The following is a 24,776-nucleotide window of genomic DNA, read 5'->3' on the forward strand; positions in this document are numbered from 1 at the left end:
AATAAATTCAAAAATTTATGATAAGTTTTTTTAAGCAATATTTTACAGGTGAAAAAAATATAGGCATTTTTCAATCTTTAATATTAATTTTATTTTTATTGTCATTTTTTTTTATAATATTTTTTGTGTTTTCAAAATCTAAAAAATATTATCATAAAATAAGTTTAATCCCTTTAGAATTAGAAGAAGAAAAAAAAAGGAAAGATTATGAGGTCTAAAGTTCCTTCTTTTATTATGATCCCTTCTTTTTTGTCTATTATAATATTTACGCTTTATGTATTTCTTGTAAGTCATAATCATATATCTTATTTATTACATCCTATTATCATATTTTTTTTTATTATAACTACAATATTGTTGTATATTTTAGAATCTATTAATAGTTTAATTTTTTACAAAAAATTGCAATCTTTTTCAGAAGAAGAAAGAAAAAGGATTATTAAAGAAAATGAAGGGAATTATTTATATAGGTTTTACAGATTTATATTTTACAATCCTAAATATGATGAAGTAAAAAAAATAGATCATGGTTTTGACGGGATCATAGAACTAGATAATAAATTACCCATGTGGTGGGTTCATCTTTTTTATCTTACAATTATTTTTTCCGCAATTTATTTTTTTTCTTATTTATTCATAGATTTTTCTAATCCTTATAAAGAATATGATATAGCTTATAAAAATCAATTAAGAGAAATTGAAATTTTTGAAAAAAATACTCCCCAAGTAACTATAGAAAAAGCTTCTTTTAAGGAAGATTCTATCAATAGTGGAAAAGTTCTTTTTGAGGAAAATTGTGCGACTTGTCATCAGTTGGATGGGAGCGGAAATATAGGTCCTAATTTAACAGATGATTATTGGATTAATGTAAAAGAAAAAGATTTATTTAAAAACATATTTTATATAATATGGAATGGGAGTGAGAATAATCCAACTATGCGTGCTTTTGGGAAATCAGGAGAAATTAAAGGAAATGATATTGAAAAAATATCCAGTTATGTTTATTTTATAAATCAAAAATATAAAAAGCCTTTAAAAAATAAAGGACCCCAAGGAATAAAAATAACAGAATGGAGTAAAATATAAGTGATTTAGTGATTTTTACTATCATCAAAGTTTTCTTATTTGAAAATATTTAAAATTTTAATTATGAAAATTAAATTCAATTGGGATATTGGGGTTATGTTCTCTTTAATTGTTTTTATAACCTTTATTATTTACATAGCTTTCATTTTTCCACATGTAGAAAGCCAGCTTGTTTCGGATAGATATTATGAAGATGAAATGAAATATCAAGAAATTATAAATCAAAAAAAAAATGTGTTAAAACTTCCTGAAAAAATAAAAGTTTTTATTTTACATTCTGGTATTGAAGTAGTATTTCCTCCTGTTAATAATGATATTCATGGATTTTTTACTTTATTTAGATCTTCTTCTAAAGATTTAGACTTTACGCGGTCTTTCAAAATATTGAGCTCTTCCAAAAAAATATTATTGATTCCCAAAAAATTTTTAAAAAAAGGATATTATAAACTTATAATTAGATGGAAAACAAGTAAAAAATATTTTTTTGAAAAAGATATTTTTTGGAATGAAAAAAAATAAAATTTTACCTGTCTTACAAATTTTAATATTATTAAACATAATGAGAAAAAATATAAGTAATTTTCGTAAAGAATCTTTAAATTATCATAGTCAGTTTCCTTCTGGAAAAATACAAATCACTCCTACAAAAAAATATAGCAGTCAAAGAGATTTATCTCTTGCTTATTCTCCAGGGGTAGCTGAGCCTTGTAAGGAAATAGCACGTTCTTCAATAGAAGCATATAAATATACATCTAAAGGAAATCTTGTAGCAGTAATTACTAATGGATCGGCTGTATTAGGTCTCGGGGATATTGGAGCATTAGCTTCTAAACCAGTTATGGAGGGTAAGGCTCTTTTATTTAAAATATTTTCCGGTATTGATGTTTTTGATATAGAAATAGATGAATCAGATCCAGAAAAATTTATAGAAACAGTCAAAGCAATTGCTCCTACTTTTGGAGGAATTAATTTGGAAGATATAAAAGCTCCAGAAGCTTTTGAAATTGAAAGAAGACTTAAAAAAGAACTTAATATACCCGTTATGCATGATGATCAACATGGAACGGCTATTATTTCTGGAGCTGCATTACTAAACGCTATTACTTATGTAGGAAAAAAAATTCATGAAGTTAAAATGGTAATTAATGGAGCTGGTGCTGCAGCTATTTCTTGTGCTAGAACATATAAACAACTTGGAGTTAAACCTGAAAATATTCTTATGTTTGATAGTAAAGGATTATTACATACTTCAAGGAAGGATTTAAACAAGGAAAAAAAAGAGTTTTCCGTAAATATTTATCCCATTAAAAAATTGGAACAAGCTATTGATCAAGCAGATGTTTTCATAGGTTTATCTATAGGGGGGATATTAACTCCTGACATGTTAAAAAATATGGCTAAAGATCCAATTGTGTTTGCCATGGCTAATCCTGATCCAGAAATAGATTATAACTTAGCTATTAAAGTCCGTTCAGACGTCATTATGGCTACGGGGAGAAGTGATTATCCCAATCAAGTGAATAATGTATTAGGATTTCCTTATATATTCAGAGGGGCGCTAGATGTTCATGCTCATGTTATAAATGATGAAATGAAACTTGCGGCCATATATGCAATAGCTTCTTTAGCAAAAGAACCTGTACCAGAACAGGTAAATATTGTTTATAATAAAAAAAATATTTCTTTTGGAAAAGAATATATTATTCCGAAACCTTTTGATAATCGTTTAATTACTCGTGTTGCTCCTGCTGTAGCAAAAGCTGCTATGGATTCTGGAGTAGCAAAAAACCCTATTTCAGATTGGAAAATCTATAAAGAAAAATTACTTGATAGAATGGGGTATGAAAGTAAAATGCTTAGAATGATTCAAAATAGAGCACGTACAAATCCTAAAAAAATTGTTTTTTGTAATGGAGAAGAATACGACATTTTAAAGTCTGTTCAAATTCTTCATGAAGAAGGAATTGTTTATAACCCTATAGTTATAGGAAATGAAGAGCGCATCAAACGTTTGATTCGTGAAAATCATTTAGATGTTGAACTAGAAATTATAGATCCAGAAAAAGAAGAAAATATAAAAATAGGAGAAGAATTTGCTAAAATTCTTTGGAAAAAAAGAAATAGAAAAGGTTTAACTTTATATGATTCAATAATTCGTATGCGTAATAATGATCATTTTGGCGCAATGATGGTAGATCAAGAAAAAGCAGATGCTGTTATTACAGGATATTCTAGAAGTTTTTCATTAAGTTTACGTCCTATGTTAGAAGTCATAGGAAAAGCTGATTTTGTACATAAAACAGCAGGAATGATGATTTTATTAACAAAACGGGGCCCTCTATTTTTGGCAGATACAGCTGTTATTCCAGATCCAACAAGCGAGGAACTAGCTAGAATAGCTTTAATGGCTTCTCACGTAGTTAAAAACTTTGATATTGAACCACGTATAGCTATGTTATCATTTCAAAATTTTTCATCTGATTCAAAAACATCCTATAAAGTTTCTCAAACAGTATCCTTTTTACATAAAAAATATCCAGATTTGATAGTAGATGGAGAAATACAACCTGATTTTGCTTTGAATGAATTTTTATTATCCAAAAAATTTCCTTTTTCAAAACTTGTTAAAAAAAGAGCAAATATTTTTATTTTCCCCAATTTAGAATCAGGAAATTTGACTTATAAATTTATTAGAGGATTAGGAGATGTTCAAACCATAGGTCCTATAATGTTAGGAATGCGAAAACCTGCACATGTTATGCAAATGCAATCTAGTATAGAAGAAATAGTAAATTTAACTACTTTGGCTGTGATCGATGCGCAAATCAGACAAAATTAAAAACATGTGTCTTAAAAAAAACTTTTTTCCCAAAAAGAATTCGAACTTTTTTTTCAAAAAAAATAGGTCTATGACTCGACGTATAAAAAACAGGTAACCTCCCCCATGTAGAATGTATACATAACAATTTGTTTTCGATTAACTTTTTCCTTATCTCTTTCACCACTATTTTTTGTATATCAATTAAATGAACTTTTCCATGATAAAAATTATCTATTTCTTGTTTTAAAAATAAATAATGAGTACAAGCTAATAATATAGCATCTATTGATTTAAAATGATTTAAATAACTGTTGATAACAGGGCTTATTTTTTTCATTTCCCAACCATTTTCTATAATGGGAGCTAATAAAGGAGTAGATATTTGAACTATATCTAAATGATGATAATATTTTTTTATTTTTTTTATATAAAAATTGGAATGTATGGTAGCAGGCGTGGCAATTATTCCTATTTTTTTATAAGAAAGAAAAATTGTATTCTTTACTACAGGATCTATGACATTAAATATTAATATTTTTTTATGAAATTTTTTTTGAATCAGGTCTAAAGCATTAGATACGATAGAATTGCATGCAATAACTAAAGCTTTACAATTTTTTTTATAAAGAAAAGAAGCGATTTTTAAAGAGTTATTTCTAATAAATTCTCTAGACTTTTCTCCATAAGGCATATTTTGGGTGTCCCCGAAATAAATAAAATATTCATTAGGCATTTGAATTTTCATTTCTTTAGCTATAAGAAGTCCGCCAATTCCAGAATCAAATACTCCTATTGGAGATAATGGACTTATTTTCATATTTTAAATTAAATTAAAAGGAGAACAAATTATATTATAAAAACAAATACATATAAAAATTGGATGTTTGATTAACTTGATCAAATAAGTTTATAAAGTAGCTTTTTACTTAATTTTTTTTTCAACCTAGCAGCTTTATTCATATGTATAATATTTTTTTTTGCTAATTTATCTATCATGGAAATGACAGTAGAATATTGTTTTTGATTTTTATCAACTAACAATTTTTTTATAGCAGTCTTAGTGCTTTTATATACATATTTGTTATGTAAACGTCTAGCATGATTTTGTCTGATTCTTTTTAAAGAAGATAAATGATTTGCCATAAAAAATAATTATAGCCCATAGGGGAATCGAACCCCTCTTTCCAGGATGAAAACCTGACGTCCTAACCAATAGACGAATGGGCCTATATACAAAATTAATGACACAAATTAAATTTTTTTTATATTTAATACAAGTATTTTATTTACATTTGACTATATCTTTTTTTTGATCAATTTCCTTTAAAACAATAAAAATTTCTTATCAATTTCATAATTATTTTACTTGTAATTTTTATGATCATCCATATAATATGAATTGAATATGGAGGGAATTCTAAATCTGTAATAGATTGTTATTCTTTTATTTTCTAAAATGTTTTGTTTCTATTATCACAAAATAAATAAAAAGGAGACTTACTTATCTTAAGTAATAGGAATATAGGGATGGTTATATATAGCAGCCATAGAATAAAGGAAGAATTCTTTATTTTTCATAAAAATCAACTAAAAAACCTAAAGATTTTAAATCTTCCCAAAAATTGGGATATGATTTTTCCACAACATTCGGGTCTTCTATTTGTATAGAATCATAACATAATCCCAATGCAGAAAAAGACATTGCCATCCTATGATCTTGATAAGTTTTAATTCTGATGAAAGAATTAATTCTTTTTTTATAAAAATCTTTTATTTCTAAATAAGAATCCGTAATTTCTATTATAACTCCAGCTTTAAAAAGCTCTTCTTTTAATGCTTGTAATCTATCTGTTTCTTTAATTTTCAATGTTTCTAATCCTTTTAAACTACATTTTACACCAATAGCAACACAAGTAACAACAATAGTTTGAGCAAGATCTGGTGTTTTATTTAAATCTAACTCAATAAATTTTGGAGATAAAAAATTCAATTTTTTCTTTAATTTTATCACATTTTTATCAAAAACGGTATTAATTCCAAAATATTTATCATATATGTATGAGACTTCTTTGTCTCCTTGTAAACTATTATTATCATATGAACGTAAAATAATATGACTATTTTTTGCAATAGCAGCCATAGAATAATAGTAAGAAGCTGAGCTCCAATCTGATTCTACATAAAAACGTTTTTTATATTTTTTTTTTACTGGATAAATATGGATAATTCTTTCTTTCCAATTTGTTTTTATTCCAGCTAGAGTAAGTAAATCAAAAGTCATTTTTATATAAGGAATAGATGTGATATTTCCTTTAAGAAAAATTTTTAATCCTATTCTAAGTTGACTAGCTATTAACATAAGAGAACTTATATATTGACTACTAATTTCCGCATTCATATCTATTTCTCCACCTAAAATTTTCTTCCCAAAAATTTGTATTGGAGGATATCCTTCTTTTTCCAAATAGAAAATTTTAGATCCCAACTTTTTTAGAGCTTCTACAAGTATATAAATCGGTCTATTTTTCATTCTATACGATCCTGTTAATATTACTTTTCTTCCCTCTTGTATAGAGAAATAAGAAGTTAAAAAACGCATAGCAGTTCCAGCATGATGAATATCTAATTTATTAGAGGGACTCATTAAACTTTTTTTTAATACTTCTGTATCTTCACAATTAGAAAGATTTTCAATATGAATATCATCTTTATGAATAGCTTTTAAAATTAAAAGACGATTAGATATACTTTTAGATCCTGTTATAGATATAGAACCATATAAGGAATTTGGATCTTTATAAATCTTAATATAAGAAGGCATATTTTTATTTTAATTTTTTATTTTCGTGATGTCTAGCATGATCTCTAATTTCTTTTTTTTTTAATTTTTTATTAAAGGATTCTTCCAAATCAATTCCAGTTTGATTTGCTAAACAAACTATAACAAATAATACATCTGATAATTCTTCTCCAAGATCTTCATTTTTTTTACAATTTTTTTGTTTTGATTGTTCTCCATAATTTCTAGCAATAATTCTAGAAACTTCCCCTACTTCTTCAGATAAAAGAATTGTATTAGTCAGTATATCAAAATAACGAACTCCATGATTGATTATCCAATTATGAACTAATTTTTGTAAATTATTTATTTTCAATTATTTATATTTTTTTTGTTCAAAACGAATTGAACATGGTTTATAATAGAATCACAATTAATTTTATATTTTTTTAAAAGCTCCATGGGTTTTCCACTTTCTCCAAAAGTATCGTTAACGGCCACTAAACTTTGAACAACAGGACATTTATTAGTAGTTAATATTCTAGCTACACTTTCTCCTAACCCCCCCCAATAATTGTGTTCTTCTGCAGTAACAACACATTTTGTTTTATTAATAGATTTTAAAATAGTATAATTATCTAATGGTTTAATTGTATGAATATTAATCACTTCACATTCTATTCCTTTTTTTTTATATAAAATTCTAGATGCTTCTAAAGATTCCCAAACTAAATGTCCTGTGCTAACAATAGTAACATCTTTTCCTTCCGTTAAAACTACCGCTTTTCCTATTTCGAATATTTGATTTTCATTTGTAAAATTAGCTACAGCAGGACGACCAAAACGCAAATATACTGGCCCTAAATAATTCGATATCGCTAAAGTAGCTGCATAGGTCTGATTATAATCACAAGTATTAATAACAACCATCCCAGGTAGCATTTTCATCATTCCTATATCTTCTAAACTTTGATGTGTGGCCCCATCTTCTCCTAGAGTTAATCCAGAATGAGAGGCGCATATTTTTACATTTTTGTAAGAATAAGCAATAGATTGACGGATTTGGTCATAAACACGAGATGTTGAAAAATTAGCAAATGTTCCGGTAAATGGAATATATTTACCAATACTAAGTCCGGATGCTATCCCTATCATATTAGCTTCTGCAATTCCTATTTGAAAAAATCTTTCAGGAAATTCTTTCGAAAACTGATCCATAAACAAAGAAGTCTTAAGGTCCGAACATAATGCAACGATTCTATGATTTGTTCTACCCAAAAAAGTTAAAGCCTTGCCAAAACCAGCTCTAGTTTCTTTTAATCCTTTATTCTCATACTGTTTCATAAAACGCATATTTTTATTTACAATGGATAATCTCCTAAAGGAGTTTTAGGAAGTTGATATAAAGCTTTTTTTAGTTCTTCTTTATTAGGAGGTTTTCCATGCCATGCGTTATTTCCTACCATAAAATCTACACCATATCCCATTTTAGTATATAATATGATCAAAACAGGTTTTTCTTTCCCTGTTTCATTTTTAGCTTTTTTTAAAATGTTAATTACTTTCTCTATATTATTTCCTTCTAATTCTTCTAAAACCTTCCAATCAAAAGATTCAAATTTTTTTTTTAAATTCCCCAAAGGGAGGACTTCATCCGTACTCCCATCTATTTGTTGTCCATTGTAATCTATAGTGGCTATATAATTATCTATTTTCCTAGAACCTGCATATAGAACCGCTTCCCAAATTTGGCCTTCATTTAATTCTCCATCTCCATGTAAACTGTAAACAATTCTATTCAATTCATTATTGAGTTTCTTTGATAAGGCAGCACCAATGGATACAGACATTCCTTGTCCTAAAGAACCGGAAGAAATTCGTATTCCTGGTAATCCGCCATGCACAGTAGGATGACCTTGTAAACGAGAATTTAACTTTCTAAAAGTGGATAATTCTTTAATAGAAAAAAAACCAGAACGAGCTAATATACTATAATAAACAGGAGATATATGGCCATTAGACAAGAAAAAAAGGTCTTCCCCTTTTCCATCCATGGTAAATTGATTTGGATCATAATACATAATTTTTTGATATAAAGCCACAAAATACTCTGTACATCCTAAAGACCCACCAGGATGTCCAGACTTTGCATCATGTACCATACGTAAAATATCTCGCCTCACTTGAATACACAAGTTTTTTAAATAACTTATATTCATATTCATATTCATCATTTGTTGTTTGTATATTTTTGCATTTATCTATATCATGTTTCACAAAAGTAACATTTAATTATGAGTATTCTAAATAGAAAAGCAAAATTTAAGTATCATTTTATTGAGCATTATATAGCTGGAATACAATTGTTTGGAACAGAAGTAAAATCTATAAGACAAAATAAAGCTAATATTATGGAAAGTTTTTGTCAAATAAAACATGGAGAGTTGTATTCTATCAATATGTACATAGATGAATATAAATTTGGAACAAACTGGAATCATTCAATTAGAAGAGAAAGGAAACTGTTATTAAAGAAACAAGAATTGATAAGAATCAATAAAAAATTAAAAGACCCTGGGTTAACTTTAATTCCCATAGAATTATTCTTTAATGATAAAGGATACATAAAACTGAAAATAGTTTTAGCTAAAGGGAAAAAGACACATGATAAACGTGAATCTTTACGAAAGAAAGATTTTTTGAAAGAAATTAATCGATCTTTAAAATTTAAAAATCGTATTTAATTTATTATATTTGTTTTGTTTAGATTAAAAGAAATTATAGTTTTATGAAAAACGTCAACTTTTTTATTGTTGCTTTATTTACTTTTTTTTCATCTGTTTTTGTTTTTTCCCAATCTCAAGATTCGAAAAAAGAAAAATGGTTTGTTAGAATAGGAACGCATGACATAAATTATTATCCTATAAGGTCTCCTTTTAAAGGTTTTTTTCTTAAAAGAAATAACAGCTTTCATCCAGTTATTTCCAGTATAGAACTGGAACATAATATCAAGAAACATATAGGTTTATATTTAGATGCTTCATACGGAATGGTAGACAATTCGAGATGGAAAGTAGACAATAACTTTTTTGTAAAGTTAAGTAATGGGATTAATTTATATATTATACCTCATTACAAATTGGATCCTTACTTAAGATTAGGGATAGGACACTATAAATCGGATAGTTATGTCAATAGAGAGTTGGAGATTTCAGATACAAAATATTTTAAAACGAATAAAAAGAATTTTTTTCTTATAGATGGAGGTTTGGGTTTAAATTTATGGTTAGTATCTAATTTTGGGCTTAATTTACAAAGCACTTACAATCATGTATTTGCTAAACAATCAAGAGATTATCTAAATTTTTGGAAACATAATGTAGGATTAATTTTTCGTTTCGGAAATTTAAAAATTGATCATGATCATAAAATTGTAACAGAAAATCAAGACAATTATTCTGTATCTGATTCTGAAAAAGAAAAAGATTCTGTATCTGATTCTGAAAAAGAAAAAGATTCTGTATCTGATTCTGAAAAAGAAAAAGATTCTGTATCTGATTCTGAAAAAGAAAAAGAGGTTGAACAAAAAATTTGTTGTGAAGACTCAGATAATGATGGAATTTTAGATAATGAAGATTTGTGTCCCAATCAATTTGGAAAAAAAGAAAATAAAGGATGTCCTGACATAGTTTTTAATCCCATTTTATTTGGGATAGGAAAATTTTCATTATCTACTCGTTCTTTAATGAAAATCAATAAAATTGCAAAAATCATGATAAATCGTATTCCTAATTCAAAATTTTATGTAAATGGATATGCAGATACTCATGGAAAATTATATTTTAACAAAATATTGTCTTTAAAAAGAGCACGTTCCGTTTTTTATGCTTTGGTATCTAAAGGAGTAAATCCTTCTAGAATGGAAGTTAGAGGACTAGGAGTTGAAAAGAAAAAAGGACGATGTGTTGAAATCATAATACGAAAATAATAAACAAAAATATCTATAACCAAAAACAAAAAAGTCTCTTGAAAATAAATAGTCAAGAGACTTTTTTGTTGACATAAAAAGATATGTATACACTTATTTGATAAAGTATTATAAGAGGAATTAATACAATGATTGTACTTAAAATATCTCCAGGCGTTATAGCAGAAGCTATAACTAACATAACAAAAAAAGCATGTTTTCTGTATTTTCTCAAAAATGAATAAGAAACCAATCCGATTTTAGTTAAAAAGAATATAATAAATGGAAATAAAAAAACAATCCCCATAGAAAATACTGAATGCAGAATTAAAGAAATATAATCTGATAAATCAAATATGTTTTTGGGGAGGTTACTTATTCTAAAAGAATATCCAAAATGAATTAAAAATGGACATAATATGAAATAACCAAAAAAAACTCCTAACAAAAATAAAAAAGAGACCACAACTAATATCCATATTGAATATTTTTTTTCTTCATCTGAAAGAGCTGGTTTTATAAATTTCCAAAATTCATAAAAAACATAAGGAAAAGATAAAATAACTCCTCCTATAAAACAAGTCCATATATAAATATGAAATTGTCCAAATATTTGTCTATTTTGTATTTCTAAATTTTTGTATAAAAAAGAAAGTGAGTTAAAGTGAATTCCTAAAAAAGTATTCGTAAATTTATACAATATACGATAAGTAATAAAATCTGTTTTTGCTGGACCAAAAATAATACAATCGAATATAATATTTTTATTGTTCATTAAAACAATCATTGAAATGATTATTGCACAAATACAATGAATTATATGTTTTCTTAATTCTTCAATATGTTTCCAAAACGGCATTTTATTTTCTTTCATGAAAATTTTATTTTGTAAAATAAAACTTCTTCTCAAGAAAAATTGTAATTTTCTTATTTAAAATTTCATAAATAAATGAAATGTGGAATTATAGGTCTACCAAATGTAGGAAAATCAACATTTTTTAATTATATTTCCAATTCCCAAGCTTTATCAGAAAATTTTCCTTTTTCTACTATAGAGCCAAATTATGGAATTACTAAAGTTCCAGATGAAAGATTATACGTGCTAAAAAAAATCATTAATCCTATTAGAATAATTCCATCCGAAATAAAAATAGTAGATATAGCAGGATTGATTAAGGGATCCCATAAGGGAGAAGGCTTAGGAAATAGATTTTTATCTCATATTCGTGAAACAAATGTCATTATCCATATAATACGTTTTTTTCATGACATCAGTGTCCTTCATGTAGAAGGATCTGTAAATCCTATTAGAGATAAAGAAATTGTTGATATGGAATTACAGTTAAAAGATCTAGAAATGATAGAAAAGAAAATAGAAAAAGTCATTAAAAAAAATGATAGTCATATCAATAAATCTATACATATAATGCAAAAAATTTTTTCTTTTTTAAAAGAAGGAAAAAATATTAGAATGTATCCATTTCAAGAGCATGAAAAAGAATATATAAAAGATTTACAATTATTAACTGTTAAACCTGTTATTTATATATGTAATGTAGATGATGAATCAAATTATAAAACTAATTTACATGTGGAAAATATGAAAAAAATGGCAGAAATGGAAAATTCTACTTTAGTAATTTTATCTCTAAAAAAAAATGAGGATTGTACAGAAGTTGATCAAGTACTTAAAAAGGCTTATAAGTTGTTAAACTTACAAAGTTTTTTCACGGTAGGAAAAAAAGAAATTAGATCTTGGTGTATTTCTAATCCATGTACAGCTTATGAAGCTTCTTCAGTTATTCATACAGATTTAAAAAAAGGGTTCATTCGAGCAAAAGTCATTCATTATGATGATTTTATAAAATACGGATCCGAAGAAAATGCAAAAAAAGCAGGAAAAATGTTTTTAGTGGGAAAAAATTATCTTATAAAAGATGGGGATATCATTCATTTTTTATTTAATCAATAAAAATTAATTTTTCATTTTGATTAACTCCTTGTAAGGTTTCAAAAATTAATAATATAGCTTGTTCTACATCTTTTTTATGTACCATTTCTACTGTGGTGTGCATATATTTAAGAGGAATGGAAATTAAAGCAGATGATACGCCCTTATTGGAATAAGCAAAAGCATCTGTATCCGTCCCCGTATACCTAGATGATACTAAACGTTGAAAATGTATTTTTTTACTGTTGGCTATATTAATAATGAATTCTCTAATATTTTTATGTACTGAAGGTCCATATACAATAACAGGGCCTAGGCCACATTTAACATCGCCTTGTGTTTTTTTATCAATCATAGGACTATAAGTATCATGAGTTACATCTGTCACAATAGCAACATTAGGTTCTATAGTTTTAGATATCATTTTAGCTCCTTTTAACCCTACTTCTTCTTGAACTGAATTTACTATATATAACCCAAATTTTAAATCAATCCTATTTTCGATTAACATTTTTGCTACTTCTGCTATAATAAAACCTCCTATTTTATTATCTAACCCTCTAGAAACAAAATAGTTGTTATTCATAATCAAAAACTTATCAGGATAAGTAATCATACAACCTACATGAACTCCCATTTGAATAGCTTCAGTCTTATTGGAAACACCAATATCTACAAATATATTATCCACATTAGGGGGTGAGGATTTCTCTTCTGAAGATTTCCTTGTATGAATAGCAGGCCATCCAAACACTCCATGTACGAATCCTTTTTTCGTATGAATGATCACTCTTTTAGATGGAGAAATTTGGGGGTCTGATCCTCCATTGCTAGAAACATATATTATTCCTTCTTTTGTTATATAATTAACATACCATGATATTTCATCAACATGGGCTTCAATTATTAATTTATATGGAGAACCAGGATTTATGATCCCTACTGCAGTTCCATACAAATCTGTTTGTATTTTTTCTACATAAGAACTAATATAATCAATCCATATTTTTTGCCCTTCCCTTTCATTTCCTGCTGGAGAAAATTCATTTAAATATTTTTCTAGAAATTTAATAGAATCACTATTAATTGAATATGAATAATTACTCATTCTCATTCCTTTTTTTTATTTATTTTAACCAATCTTTGTCTATGAAAATAGACCCTTCAAATATTAATTGAACATTTCCGGTTAAAGAAACATTTTTGTATTCATTTTTTGTTTTTGTTAACGAAACCCATAATTCTCCTCCAATAGTTTGAACTAAAATATCTTTATTTTTCTTTATTTTATTTTTTTCACATGCAGCAATAACAGAAGCCACAACTCCTGTTCCACAGGATAAAGTTTCGTTTTCTACACCCCTTTCATAAGTACGTACTTGTAGAGTATCATTTTCAAGTATTTTTACAAAATTAACATTTACTCCTTTTTCAAAATAAGGATTTTGAAATCTAATATTTTTTCCTTCTTCATATACATTTTTTTCGTTTATGTTTTCTAAAAATAGAATATGATGTGGAGACCCTGTATTTAAAAAAACATGTTCTGGATGAATTTTTATTGTATTTCTGTCTACATTAAGCAAATTTATAGAAACTATATTATTTATTATAAATCCATTATGATGTCCATCTATAGCTCGAAAATGAATTTTATTTTTTTGGGTAATTCCTAATTTTTTAGCAAAAGAAACAGCGCATCTTCCTCCATTTCCACACATTGTACTTTCTTTCCCATCTGAGTTACAATATTTCATATAAAAATCGCTTTTATATTCATCATCATTTTGAATTAGAATAATTCCATCTGCCCCAATTCCAAAATGTCTATCACACAATTTTTTGAATAAAAAAGAGTTTTCTATTTTTTTTTTCCTAGAATCTAAAAGTATAAAATCATTTCCTGTTCCTTGATATTTATAAAAATCTAATTTCATATATAACGAAGTTAATATTATTTTCAGAACTTTTATTAATTTCCATATATTTGTTAATTTTGTTGTTTGTATTTATTTTATTTATTTTTTATATATGAAGAAAATAGTTTTTTATATTGTATTGAGTAGTATTATGAGTTCAATAATGACTATTGCTGCATATAAACAATACGTAAAGGAAGTTCCTTTCCCGTTTCCATATACATCATCTTCAGCAAAGACAAGACTGACTTCATCAAATTCATCTTCATCATTGGTAAGCTCAGCGGGTTTTCCTGATTTTACTAGAGTGGTGTCGAAAACGATACATGCAGTAGTCAATGTAAAAAATTATTCAAGAAAATATAATAATCAATTTGATCCATTTGATTTCTTTTTTGGATTTCCTGATGATTTTGAAAATAACAGAGGAAGAAAACCTCAAAGAAATGATACTCCCGGACTTCACGGATCTGGAGTAATTATATCACCTGATGGATATATAGTGACGAACAATCATGTCATAAAAGATGCAGAAAAAATAGAAATATCTCTTAGTGACCAAAGAATTTATAAAGCAAAATTAGTAGGAACAGATCCTAGCACTGATATTGCTTTATTAAAAATAAATGAAAAAAATCTGCCTTTCATTTATTTTTCGGATTCTAATAAAGTGCAAGTGGGAGAATGGGTTTTAGCAATAGGAAACCCTTTTGATTTAAACTCTACTGTAACAGCAGGCATCATAAGTGCAAAAAACAGGAGTTTAGGAATATTAAGAGGAGAAACTCAATCAGCCATTGAATCTTTTTTTCAAACAGATGCAGCTGTAAATCCTGGAAATAGCGGAGGGGCTTTAATCAATGCTAATGGAGAATTAATTGGAATTAACACAGCTATTTCTTCCGCTTCAGGAAATTTCATAGGATATAGTTTTGCAGCTCCTTCTAACTTGGTAGCAAAAGTAATACAAGATATCAAAAAATACGGGACAGTGCAACGTGCATATTTAGGAGTAAGAGGCATGGATCTTTCTAAAACAGAATATTTAAAAGCTTATAATAAAGAAACACATCAAAATATAAAATCACAACAAGGTTTCTTAATAGGAGAAGTGTTTGATAAAAGTGGAGCGGCAGATGCCGGACTTAAAAAAGGTGATATCATAAAAAGTATAGATGGGAAACCTATACAAAATATCGCAGATTTATCGTTTATTGTGGGAACAAAATATCCCGGAGATAAAGTAAAAGTAAATATTCTACGAAATAGACAGAAAAAAACTTTCAATGTAATTTTGAAAGATTTACAAGGAAAAACAAAAATAAGAACTAAGGAAGAAATTACTCCATCTGAATTATTAGGGGCAATATTTGAGCCGATTAGTAAAGAATATAAAAAAGATTTTGGAATTGATTATGGGATTCTAATCAAAGAGATAAGAACAGGTCGTTTAAGTTCTATAGGTTTAGAAGAAGGAGATATCATTTTATCTATTAATGGAGAAAAAATGAAAAAACCTAATGATGTTGATCGAGTTTTGAAAAAATACTCAGGAGATGTGACCATAAAATCTATTAAACAAAATGGACAAGTATATATAGTAGGATTTGAAATGAATTAATTAATTCATACTTCTATTACAATAAAAGAACAATGTAATTGTTCCATAAATAATATTGGGAAGCCAAATAGCAAAACAAGAAGGAATATAATCTTTGTTAGAATATACTTTTGTAAGTTCTATAAAAAAAATATAAAAAAAAGCCAATGCCATTCCTATAATCATGTTATAAGCAATTTCTCCTTTTTTTCTTTTTGTAGATATGGATAACCCCAAAATGGTGAATATTAAAGTAGAAAAGGGGAAACTTGTTCTTTGGTAATATTCATTTAAATGTATATTTATATTTCTTCTGTTTTCTTCTATATTGATGAATTTTTTTAATTCATCAATATTCATAGTCTCTGCTATATATTCCTCTGGTAAAAATTGTTCTGGGGTTATAGGTAATTTTATAATTTTATAATCTCCCATCATCAAAAAATCATGATTTTTTTTGATTGTAGTTTCTATGTAATTGAATAGAATATATATATTATGTTTTTTATCCCAAAAAATATTTTTAGATTTTAGAATGTATATTAATTTTTTTCCATTAAATTTTTGATATACACATTCTTTTCCTATACTTTCTTTTTTTGAAAAATTTCTGATAAAAATATATTCATTTTTTGAAATTTGAGTACTTACCGTTTGGTTTTTTTCATATTTATTTTTGTACCTTGGACTTAATAGATATTGATAATGAAATTTATTTTTTTTTTTGTTAGCTATAGGCAAAAAATAATAATTTATTATTAAAGATACGGTTCCTATTACAATAGCTGACAGCAAGTAAGGAATTGTCAATCTCATAAAACTAATTCCACTTGATAAAATGGCTGTAATTTCTGAATTATGGGTTAATTTAGATGTAAAAAAAATAACAGACAAAAAAACGGAAATAGGAGAAAAAGTATTCATTAACCATATAGACCAAAAAGGATAATAATAGATTAAAGCTTCTTTAATTGATCCTTGATTATTTTCTAAACGATGCATCCGTTGAGAAAGGTCTATAATAATGGACACAAATTGGATCGAAATAGTAATAAATATGAAAGTCACGATGAAATTACGAATAATATAACGATCAATTATTTTCATAACTATAAACGTTTTTGTAAAAAAGGAATTATAGATTTTTTCCAAGACAAAAATTCGTTGTTCATGATATATATTTTGGCTTTCTGAATAAGATGAAAATAAAAAGAAAGATTATGAATTGAAGCTATTTCTTTCGCTAAATTATCTCTAGATAAAAAAAGATGTCTCAAATAAGATTTACTATACAATTGATCTACATAAGAATTTCCAAATTCATCTAAACAAGAATAATCTTTTTCCCATTTTTTGTTTTTTATATTCATAATTCCTTTCCATGTAAATAGCATTCCATGACGTCCATTCCTTGTAGGTAAAACACAATCAAACATATCCACCCCAAGAGCAATTCCTTCTAAAATATCTACAGGATTTCCAACTCCCATTAAATATCTGGGTTTTTCCTTAGGCAAAATGTCTGTTAGTAAATCAGTCATATTATGTGTTTGCTCTTTTTCTTCTCCTAAACTTAATCCACCTATTCCATATCCTTCAGGTTCTAACAAGGATATTTCTTCTGCAGAATATTTTCTTAGATCCCTGTAAATACTTCCTTGGATAATAGGAAAGAAACCTTGCTTATAATCATATATTTCTGGATTTTTTTTTAAATAATAATAACATTTTTTTAACCAACGATGTGTTTTATTTACGGATTTTTTAGCTTCTTCGTGACTACAGGGAAAAGGAGGACAATCATCAAAAGCCATAATAATGTCTCCACCTATAAAACGCTGAATTCTCATAGATTTTTCAGGAGAAAAAAAATGAAAAGATCCATTTATAATAGATTTAAATAAAACTCCATCTTCAGTAATTTTATTTAATTTTTTCATAGAAAAAATCTGAAATCCTCCACTATCTGTCAAGATAGATTTATTCCAATTCAAAAAAGAATGAATTCCTCCGGCTTTATGTAACACTTCAATACCGGGTTGTAAATGTAAATGATAGGTATTTCCAAGAATGATTTTACATACTTTATAAAGTTCATGTGTTGGAACAGATTTTACATAACCTTTTGAAGCAACTGGCATAAAAATAGGTGTTTCTATTTTACCATGATCTGTTTCTAAAATTCCTATTCTTGCTTTAGAAGATATGTCTGTTTTAATTAAATTAAATTTCATTGCAACATATATAGTTTAGTTATAAAACATATAATTTCGCCTACATACACCTATACCATGTATAAAAATGAATTTTCAATATCATCATAAACCAGTTCTGATCAAAGAAAGTATAGAAAATTTAATTACAGATCAAAACGGTATTTATGTAGACGCCACATTTGGAGGAGGGGGGCATTCTTATGAACTTCTAAAAAAGTTAAATAAAAAAGCAACTTTGATAGCTTTAGACCAGGACAAGGAATCCATAAAAAAAAATTGGATCAAAGATAAACGTTTTCATCTATTTCACAATAATTTTATTCATATACGTGATATTTTGAATCAAAATTGTATAGATAAAGTATCAGGAATATTAGTGGATTTAGGGATTTCCTCTTATCAAATAGACAATCCTATAAGAGGTTTTTCTAATCGATTTAATTGTATTTTAGATATGAGAATGAATCAAGAATCTTTTTATTCCGCTCAAAATGTTCTAAATGAATCCTCAAAAGAAAAATTATTTCATATATTTTCTGAATATGGAGAATTTAAAAATGCAAAAAAAATTGTAAATAAAATATTAAAAAAACGTTTGATAAAAAATATTACGACTACTTTGGATTTAACTCACATTTTTTTTATCAAAGGATCTTTTAAAAAAAGAAAAAGATTTTTTTCTAGACTTTTTCAATCTATACGAATAGAGGTTAATAATGAAATAAATATTTTAAAGAATTTTTTACTAGAATCTTCTAAAATTATTTTTCCAAAGGGAAGAATAGCTGTGATTTCATATCATTCAATAGAAGATAGAATTATTAAATATTTTTTAAAAAAGGGAATTATAATAAATAAAATAAATTTGAACCCCCTTCCATTTAGAATGATTCATAAAAAAGTAATTAAACCGAGTTATCAAGAAATTATAAAAAATCCACGATCTAGAAGCGCTAGATTAAGAATTGCAGAAAAGATTTAAAAATAATGTTCTTCATGAAAAAAAATATACAATATATCCTGAAAGGAAAATTTTTAGTAAAAGAAGATGCTTATCGTAGTTGGAATTTTATTGTTTTTATTACAATTTTATCTTTAATTAGTATTACTAGTTCACATATGATGGATCGTAAAATTAGAAAAATAACTAAAATTAGTGAAGAAATAAAAGAATTGAAATCTGAGTATGCAGATATACATAGTAAATGTATGAAAATGCAATTGGCCTCTTTTATAAGAAAAAAATTAGTTAATGGATTAAAATATTTAGAATCTCCTCCATATGAATTAGTTATAGAAAATCATACACAAGAAAATAAATAATGAGACAAAAAAGGTATATTTTATTATATAAATCTTATTTAATTGGTTTCCTATTTATATTTATTGCAGCATTAATTATTTTCAATTTATTTTATATACAAAATTACTCAGAAGGATACAAAAAATATGTTATAGAAAAAACGATTAGAACCAATTTGATTAAGGCTAAACGTGGAAATATTTATGCAGCAGATAGTAGTATTTTAGCGATGTCTGTCATAAGATACGATATTCACATTGATTTTAGATCTATATCTGAAAAATTATTTCAAGAAAATGTTTATTCTTTATGTAATTCTTTGGAAAATTTATTCAAAAAACCAAAACTTTTTTTCTATAAAAAATTTCAATCCGAAAAAAAAAAGAGAAATAGATATTTTTTATTAGCAAAAAATTTAGATTATCCACATTTTAAAATATTACGAAATTTTCCCATTTTTAATAAAGGTCAAATACGAGGTGGTTTTATTGTAGAAAAAAAAATATGTAGAATTCATACATTGGAAAATATTGGAAAAAGAACATTAGGATATGATGATCATAGAGGGAAAGCCGGATTAGAAGGGGCTTTTAGCAAATATTTAAAAGGAAAAGATGGAAAAAGATTAGAACAACGTATTAGTTCTAATATATGGAAACCACTGAAATCAGAAAACGATGTTAATCCAGAAGATGGAAGAGACGTTTATTCCACTATAGATATATATTTACAAGACATCGCATACCATGCATTACTTCAAGAACTATCTGTTTCTCAAGCACATCATGGATGTGTAATTTTAATGGATGTAAAAACTGGAGAAATTCCTGCTATGATCAATCTAGAAAAAACAAAAAAAAATACTTATGAAGATTTAAGAAATTTCGCAGTATGGGAAGGCACAGAGCCTGGATCTACTTTCAAAACAATGTCTATTCTTGCAGCTTTAGAAGATAAAAAAATAGATGTAAATATGATTGTAAACACCAAAGGTGGAGTCATGATATTAAGGGGAAAAAAAATACGAGATAGTCATTATAATGGATACGTAGAAATGAATCCAAAACAAATTTTAGAACGATCTTCAAATGTAGGTATAGCAAAAATTATTTACGAAAATTATAAAGAAAATCCTGAAAAATTCATAAAACATTTACAGAAATGGAAATTGGACAGAAAGATAGGAATAGATATCCCAGGAGAAAGTATGCCTTTTATTCCAAAACCTGGAGGGAAAAATTGGAGTAGTATTACCTTGCCATGGATGACTTTTGGATATAATATAAAATTAACTCCTTTACAAATACTTACTTTTTATAATGCTATTGCGAACCAAGGAAAAATGGTGAAACCTTTATTTATTAGAGAAATAAAATATCATGGAAAAAGCATAAAAAAATACACAAAACCTATTATTATGAATCCTTCTATAGCTAAAAAATATTCTTTAATTCAAGTCCAGAATATGTTGGAAGGGGTCGTAAAAAATGGAACAGCCAAAAAATATTATAACCCAGAATATCCTTATGCTGGAAAAACAGGAACAACACAGTTAAATTATTGGATAAAAGGGAAACCTTTATCTTATAATAGTTCTTTTGTCGGATATTTTCCTGCAAAAAATCCAAAATATTCTTGCATCGTAGTGATTTCAAAACCGGAAAAAGGATACTATGGAATTGAAGTCGCCGTTCCAGTATTCGATAAAATTGCTAAATCTATTTATCCAAGAATAGGAAGAAGAATATTTTTAAAAAAGAAAAATAATCAGAAAGATTTACTAAATAAAATTATGGAATCAAAATATTTTTTTATCGATAAATGGATAATGCCTAATGTTGTATCTGTTCCTGGAAAAGAAATTATCCCTTTATTAGAGAATAGGGGATTTCATATACAATATGAAGGAATAGGAAAAGTAATTTATCAGTCTGTTCAACCAGGAAAAAAATTAAAAAAAAATCAAATTATATTTTTGAAATTAGAAGAATGAAAAAACTGTTAAAAAATGTTTTGGAAAAAGTGCATGTATTAAAAATAATAGGAATAAAAAATACATCTAAATTTATAGAAGGAATTTCTGTAGATTCCAAAATAGTACAACCTAATATGATTTTTGTAGCCATAAAAGGAAAAAAAACAGATGGGCACAAATTTATTATAGATGCTATACAAAAAGGCGCTAATACTATCATTTGTGAAAAGAAATTTTTTTCTATTCATAAACATGTTACTTATGTTTTTGTTCCAAATTCTGTGGAAGCTTTAGGGATTATATCGTCTAATTTTTACGATCATCCTACAAAAAAAATAAAATTAATAGGAATTACTGGAACAAATGGAAAAACTTCCGTAGCTACAATACTTCATCAATTATTTTCTAAAATGGGAGAAAAAAATATTCTTATTTCTACTATGTGTATAAAAATATTATCCAAAAAGTATCTTACGACACATACAACTCCGAATGTTATTGAAATTAATAAATATTTAAATATTTCAATACAAAAAGGGTGTAAATACGCTTTTATGGAAGTAAGTTCACATGGAATAGATCAAAAAAGAATTGCAGGATTATTATTTAAAGGGGGAGTTTTTACTAATATTACACATGATCACTTAGATTATCACAAATCTTTTCGTCATTATTTATCTACTAAAAGACTTTTTTTTAATAATTTATCTAAAAATGCTTTTGCGTTGGTAAACTCGGATGATGAAAATTCACATCAAATTATAAAAAAAACTTCAGCTAAAATTTATTTTTATGGAATTAAAAAAAAAACAGATTTTAAAATCAAAATTTTAAAAGAAAATATTGATGGAAATCAATTACTCATTGATGGGCATCAAATATTTATCAATTTGATAGGAAGATTTAATATCTATAATTTATTGGCTAGTTATGCTACCGCTATATTATTAGGAAAAAAAAAAATGATATTGTTAAAAGCATAAGACATGTTCGCCCTATAAATGGACGTTTTGAGCAATTTATTTCTCATTCAGGTCTTCGTATTATTATAGATTATGCTCATAACCCAGATGGATTAAAATCTGTTTTAAATACTATTAAAGCCATAAAAAAATATGATGAAAAATTAATTTGCGTCATAGGTTGTGGAGGGAATAGAGATAGAAAAAAACGTTCTTTGATGGGAAAAATTGTTTACGAAACATGTGATATACCTATTTTTACATCTGATAATCCTAGATATGAGGACATCAATAAAATATTCCATGACATGAAAAATTTTAAATCATATCTAAAAAAAAAAGATATTTTAACTTTTATGAAACGAGAAGAAGCTATTCAAACTGCAATTCAAATTGCCAAAAAAAAAGATATTATTCTAATAGCTGGAAAAGGACATGAAACTTTTCAAGAAATCAAAGGAGTACGTTATTCTTTTAATGATATGAAAATTGTTAAACATTTGTTAGAAACTTACGATAAGTAAGATGATTTATTTTTTTAAATACTTATTTTTTTTTAATATAAATTCTGTTTTTTACAGAGCCATTATATCTTTTTTTTTATCATTTTGCATAGCGTTGATTTTATATCAAAAAATTATATGTTGGAATCGAAAAAATAATGTTATAGGAGAAAAGATCCGAGATCTTGGACTTTTTGGTCAAAAAGAAAAAGAAGGGACCCCAACTATGGGGGGAGTTGTTATTATATTTTCTACGTTAATTCCTACAATATTTTTTTCGACATTAAATAATGTGTATGTATTGATGTTGATAATGACTACATTGTATATAGGTTGTATTGGCTTTATAGATGATTATATTAAAATCAAACATAATAAAAAAGGACTTAGTATAATAGGGAAAGTATTTAGTCAAATTTTATTAGGAATTTTAATTGGTATTACTATGTATTTTAATACAAGTATTTCTTCTATTCAAAAACAAAAAATAGAATCAAAAGATTCACATTTTTTTAAAGAAAAAGAATATGGGTTTAAAACGACCATCCCCATTTTATATCATAATAATGAATTTAACTATGCTTATCTTTTGAGTTGGTATAATCAAAAATGTAAAAAATACACATGGATTGTTTTTATTCCTATTGTTGTAGGAATTATTACGTTTTTATCCAATGGAGCGAATTTAACTGATGGAATAGATGGATTAACAGCGGGAATTTCTTCTATTATTTTTGCTACCTTATCTTTATTATCTATTATTTCTAGTAATAAAATATATTCCTCCTATTTTCATTTTATATATATTCCTAACATAGAAGAAATTATAATATTTTCTTTTTCTTTTTTAGGATCTTTAATAAGTTTTCTTTGGTATAATACTTATCCCGCTCAAATTTTTATGGGAGATACTGGAAGTTTAACTATAGGAGGAGTTATTGCTACATTAGCTATTATAAATAGAAAAGAATTAATATTGCCTATTTTATGTGGAATTTTTTTTGTTGAAAATATTTCTGTAATCATGCAAGTATTGTATTTTAGATTTTCTAAAAAAAAATATGGGATAGGAAAAAGAATTTTTATTATGGCACCTTTACATCATCATTTTCAAAAACTAGGATATCATGAAAATAAGATTTTCAATCGTTTTATTATCATACAAATGATGCTCTCTATGTTAGTGTTTATTTTATTAATTATATAATAAAAACAAAAAATGAAAAAAAAATTCATAATTGTATTAGGGGGAGGAGAAAGTGGAGTAGGAGCAGCTTTATTAGCTAAAAAAAATGGATTCAAAATATTTTTATCAGATTCTGGAATGATTCTAAATAAATACAGAAAAATTTTAATAGAAAATAAAATTCCTTTTGAAGAAAAAGGCCATACAGATAATATGATTATTCAAAATGCTATTAAAGTGATAAAAAGTCCTGGAATTTCTAGAAACAATCCTTTGATAAAAAAAATCAATTTTTTAGGAATTCCTATACAATCCGAATTAGAGTTTGGAAAAAATTTTTTAAAAAATTCTTATGTCATCGGAATTACAGGAAGTAATGGAAAAACTACAACATGTTCCATTATTTATAAAATACTTAAAAAAAAAGGAATCAATGTAGGAATAGCAGGAAATATAGGACATAGTTTTTCTAAAGAAGTCATAAAAAAAAAGACGTTTATATATTAGA

26 protein-coding genes and 1 tRNA gene are annotated in these 24,776 nt (G+C 26.3%); 15 read left to right on the forward strand and 12 right to left on the reverse strand.

Features of this window, described 5'->3' with window-relative positions; translation table 11 throughout:
* Positions 1-17: 17 nt before the first annotated feature.
* From H0H54_RS01125 to H0H54_RS01140, 4 genes are all read left to right on the forward strand, one after another.
* Positions 18-218 carry a cytochrome oxidase gene (locus tag H0H54_RS01125; protein ID WP_185863445.1) on the forward strand — a complete coding sequence of 67 codons (201 nt, stop codon included), beginning with the start codon at positions 18-20 and terminating at the stop codon, positions 216-218.
* Complete coding sequence (locus H0H54_RS01130; protein WP_185863446.1) at positions 208-1,086, forward strand: cbb3-type cytochrome c oxidase N-terminal domain-containing protein; 879 nt, start codon at positions 208-210, stop codon at positions 1,084-1,086. Before H0H54_RS01125 ends, H0H54_RS01130 begins: the two co-directional genes overlap by 11 nt.
* Positions 1,087-1,149: 63 nt before the next feature.
* The gene (locus tag H0H54_RS01135) at positions 1,150-1,605 is read left to right on the forward strand and encodes a FixH family protein (RefSeq protein ID WP_185863447.1); all 456 of its coding nucleotides are present in this window, start codon (positions 1,150-1,152) and stop codon (positions 1,603-1,605) included.
* Between the two features lie 40 nt (positions 1,606-1,645).
* Complete coding sequence (locus H0H54_RS01140; protein ID WP_185863529.1) at positions 1,646-3,925, forward strand: NADP-dependent malic enzyme; 2,280 nt, start codon at positions 1,646-1,648, stop codon at positions 3,923-3,925.
* Here H0H54_RS01140 and murI read toward each other — a convergent pair.
* The 7 genes from murI to H0H54_RS01175 form a co-directional block, all read right to left on the reverse strand.
* The gene (murI, locus tag H0H54_RS01145; RefSeq protein WP_185863448.1) at positions 3,912-4,724 is read right to left on the reverse strand and encodes a glutamate racemase; all 813 of its coding nucleotides are present in this window, start codon (positions 4,722-4,724) and stop codon (positions 3,912-3,914) included. The genes H0H54_RS01140 and murI overlap by 14 nt on opposite strands.
* Before the next feature lie 80 nt (positions 4,725-4,804).
* Positions 4,805-5,050 (reverse strand): 30S ribosomal protein S20, encoded by a 246-nt coding sequence (gene rpsT, locus H0H54_RS01150; RefSeq protein WP_185863449.1) that lies wholly within the window; start codon positions 5,048-5,050, stop codon positions 4,805-4,807.
* Positions 5,051-5,062: 12 nt separating this feature from the next.
* Positions 5,063-5,134: transfer RNA gene (locus tag H0H54_RS01155), tRNA-Glu, on the reverse strand.
* A gap of 340 nt (positions 5,135-5,474) precedes the next feature.
* Positions 5,475-6,728: a 3-phosphoshikimate 1-carboxyvinyltransferase gene (locus H0H54_RS01160; RefSeq protein ID WP_185863450.1), complete on the reverse strand. Its 1,254-nt coding sequence runs from the start codon at positions 6,726-6,728 to the stop codon at positions 5,475-5,477.
* A gap of 4 nt (positions 6,729-6,732) precedes the next feature.
* Positions 6,733-7,062, reverse strand: a complete 330-nt coding sequence (locus H0H54_RS01165) for a nucleotide pyrophosphohydrolase (RefSeq protein WP_185863451.1) — start codon at positions 7,060-7,062, stop codon at positions 6,733-6,735.
* Complete coding sequence (locus tag H0H54_RS01170) at positions 7,059-8,030, reverse strand: transketolase family protein (RefSeq protein WP_185863452.1); 972 nt, start codon at positions 8,028-8,030, stop codon at positions 7,059-7,061. The genes H0H54_RS01165 and H0H54_RS01170 overlap by 4 nt, the downstream gene beginning before the upstream one ends.
* Before the next feature lie 17 nt (positions 8,031-8,047).
* The gene (locus H0H54_RS01175; protein WP_185863453.1) at positions 8,048-8,911 is read right to left on the reverse strand and encodes a transketolase; all 864 of its coding nucleotides are present in this window, start codon (positions 8,909-8,911) and stop codon (positions 8,048-8,050) included.
* Between the two features lie 69 nt (positions 8,912-8,980).
* Between H0H54_RS01175 and smpB the strand changes: the two genes are divergently transcribed.
* Entirely contained in the window at positions 8,981-9,430 is a 450-nt protein-coding gene (gene smpB / locus H0H54_RS01180; RefSeq protein WP_185863454.1) for an SsrA-binding protein SmpB, read from the forward strand.
* A gap of 44 nt (positions 9,431-9,474) precedes the next feature.
* On the forward strand, positions 9,475-10,674 hold the full coding sequence (locus tag H0H54_RS01185) for an OmpA family protein (protein WP_185863455.1): 1,200 nt from the start codon (positions 9,475-9,477) through the stop codon (positions 10,672-10,674).
* A 52-nt stretch (positions 10,675-10,726) separates the two neighbouring features.
* On the opposite strand, the gene tatC is transcribed toward H0H54_RS01185, so the two are convergent.
* Positions 10,727-11,527, reverse strand: a complete 801-nt coding sequence (gene tatC, locus H0H54_RS01190; RefSeq protein WP_185863456.1) for a twin-arginine translocase subunit TatC — start codon at positions 11,525-11,527, stop codon at positions 10,727-10,729.
* 75 nt (positions 11,528-11,602) lie between these two features.
* Between tatC and H0H54_RS01195 the strand changes: the two genes are divergently transcribed.
* Positions 11,603-12,625, forward strand: a complete 1,023-nt coding sequence (locus H0H54_RS01195) for a redox-regulated ATPase YchF (protein WP_185863457.1) — start codon at positions 11,603-11,605, stop codon at positions 12,623-12,625.
* On the opposite strand, the gene H0H54_RS01200 is transcribed toward H0H54_RS01195, so the two are convergent.
* Together H0H54_RS01200 and dapF are read right to left on the reverse strand one after the other, a co-directional pair.
* Positions 12,615-13,718, reverse strand: a complete 1,104-nt coding sequence (locus H0H54_RS01200) for a zinc-binding metallopeptidase family protein (RefSeq protein ID WP_185863458.1) — start codon at positions 13,716-13,718, stop codon at positions 12,615-12,617. The genes H0H54_RS01195 and H0H54_RS01200 overlap by 11 nt on opposite strands.
* A gap of 13 nt (positions 13,719-13,731) precedes the next feature.
* Entirely contained in the window at positions 13,732-14,541 is an 810-nt protein-coding gene (gene dapF / locus H0H54_RS01205) for a diaminopimelate epimerase (protein ID WP_185863459.1), read from the reverse strand.
* A 94-nt stretch (positions 14,542-14,635) separates the two neighbouring features.
* Between dapF and H0H54_RS01210 the strand changes: the two genes are divergently transcribed.
* On the forward strand, positions 14,636-16,144 hold the full coding sequence (locus H0H54_RS01210) for a Do family serine endopeptidase (RefSeq protein ID WP_185863460.1): 1,509 nt from the start codon (positions 14,636-14,638) through the stop codon (positions 16,142-16,144).
* Here the strand turns inward: H0H54_RS01210 and H0H54_RS01215 are convergent, their stop codons facing one another.
* Positions 16,145-17,230, reverse strand: coding sequence for an LptF/LptG family permease (locus H0H54_RS01215; protein ID WP_185863461.1), 1,086 nt, complete (start codon positions 17,228-17,230; stop codon positions 16,145-16,147).
* 2 nt (positions 17,231-17,232) lie between these two features.
* Positions 17,233-18,357: a tRNA guanosine(34) transglycosylase Tgt gene (gene tgt, locus H0H54_RS01220; protein ID WP_185863462.1), complete on the reverse strand. Its 1,125-nt coding sequence runs from the start codon at positions 18,355-18,357 to the stop codon at positions 17,233-17,235.
* 67 nt (positions 18,358-18,424) lie between these two features.
* Here tgt and rsmH point away from each other — a divergent pair, with 67 nt between their 5' ends.
* From rsmH to H0H54_RS03095, 7 genes are all read left to right on the forward strand, one after another.
* Positions 18,425-19,321, forward strand: a complete 897-nt coding sequence (gene rsmH, locus H0H54_RS01225; protein ID WP_185863463.1) for a 16S rRNA (cytosine(1402)-N(4))-methyltransferase RsmH — start codon at positions 18,425-18,427, stop codon at positions 19,319-19,321.
* Between the two features lie 14 nt (positions 19,322-19,335).
* Positions 19,336-19,662: an FtsL-like putative cell division protein gene (locus tag H0H54_RS01230; RefSeq protein WP_185863464.1), complete on the forward strand. Its 327-nt coding sequence runs from the start codon at positions 19,336-19,338 to the stop codon at positions 19,660-19,662.
* On the forward strand, positions 19,662-21,635 hold the full coding sequence (locus H0H54_RS01235; protein WP_185863465.1) for a penicillin-binding protein: 1,974 nt from the start codon (positions 19,662-19,664) through the stop codon (positions 21,633-21,635). Before H0H54_RS01230 ends, H0H54_RS01235 begins: the two co-directional genes overlap by 1 nt.
* On the forward strand, positions 21,632-22,600 hold the full coding sequence (locus H0H54_RS01240) for a Mur ligase family protein (protein WP_238784789.1): 969 nt from the start codon (positions 21,632-21,634) through the stop codon (positions 22,598-22,600). Before H0H54_RS01235 ends, H0H54_RS01240 begins: the two co-directional genes overlap by 4 nt.
* A 65-nt stretch (positions 22,601-22,665) precedes the next feature.
* Positions 22,666-23,103: a glutamate ligase domain-containing protein gene (locus H0H54_RS03090; protein WP_238784795.1), complete on the forward strand. Its 438-nt coding sequence runs from the start codon at positions 22,666-22,668 to the stop codon at positions 23,101-23,103.
* Between the two features lies 1 nt (position 23,104).
* On the forward strand, positions 23,105-24,289 hold the full coding sequence (mraY, locus tag H0H54_RS01245) for a phospho-N-acetylmuramoyl-pentapeptide-transferase (protein WP_185863466.1): 1,185 nt from the start codon (positions 23,105-23,107) through the stop codon (positions 24,287-24,289).
* A 12-nt stretch (positions 24,290-24,301) separates the two neighbouring features.
* Entirely contained in the window at positions 24,302-24,775 is a 474-nt protein-coding gene (locus H0H54_RS03095) for a Mur ligase family protein (protein WP_317168491.1), read from the forward strand.
* Position 24,776 lies beyond the last annotated feature (1 nt).

The sequence above is a fragment of the Blattabacterium cuenoti genome (assembly GCF_014251815.1).
Lineage (GTDB): Bacteria > Bacteroidota > Bacteroidia > Flavobacteriales > Blattabacteriaceae > Blattabacterium > Blattabacterium cuenoti_E.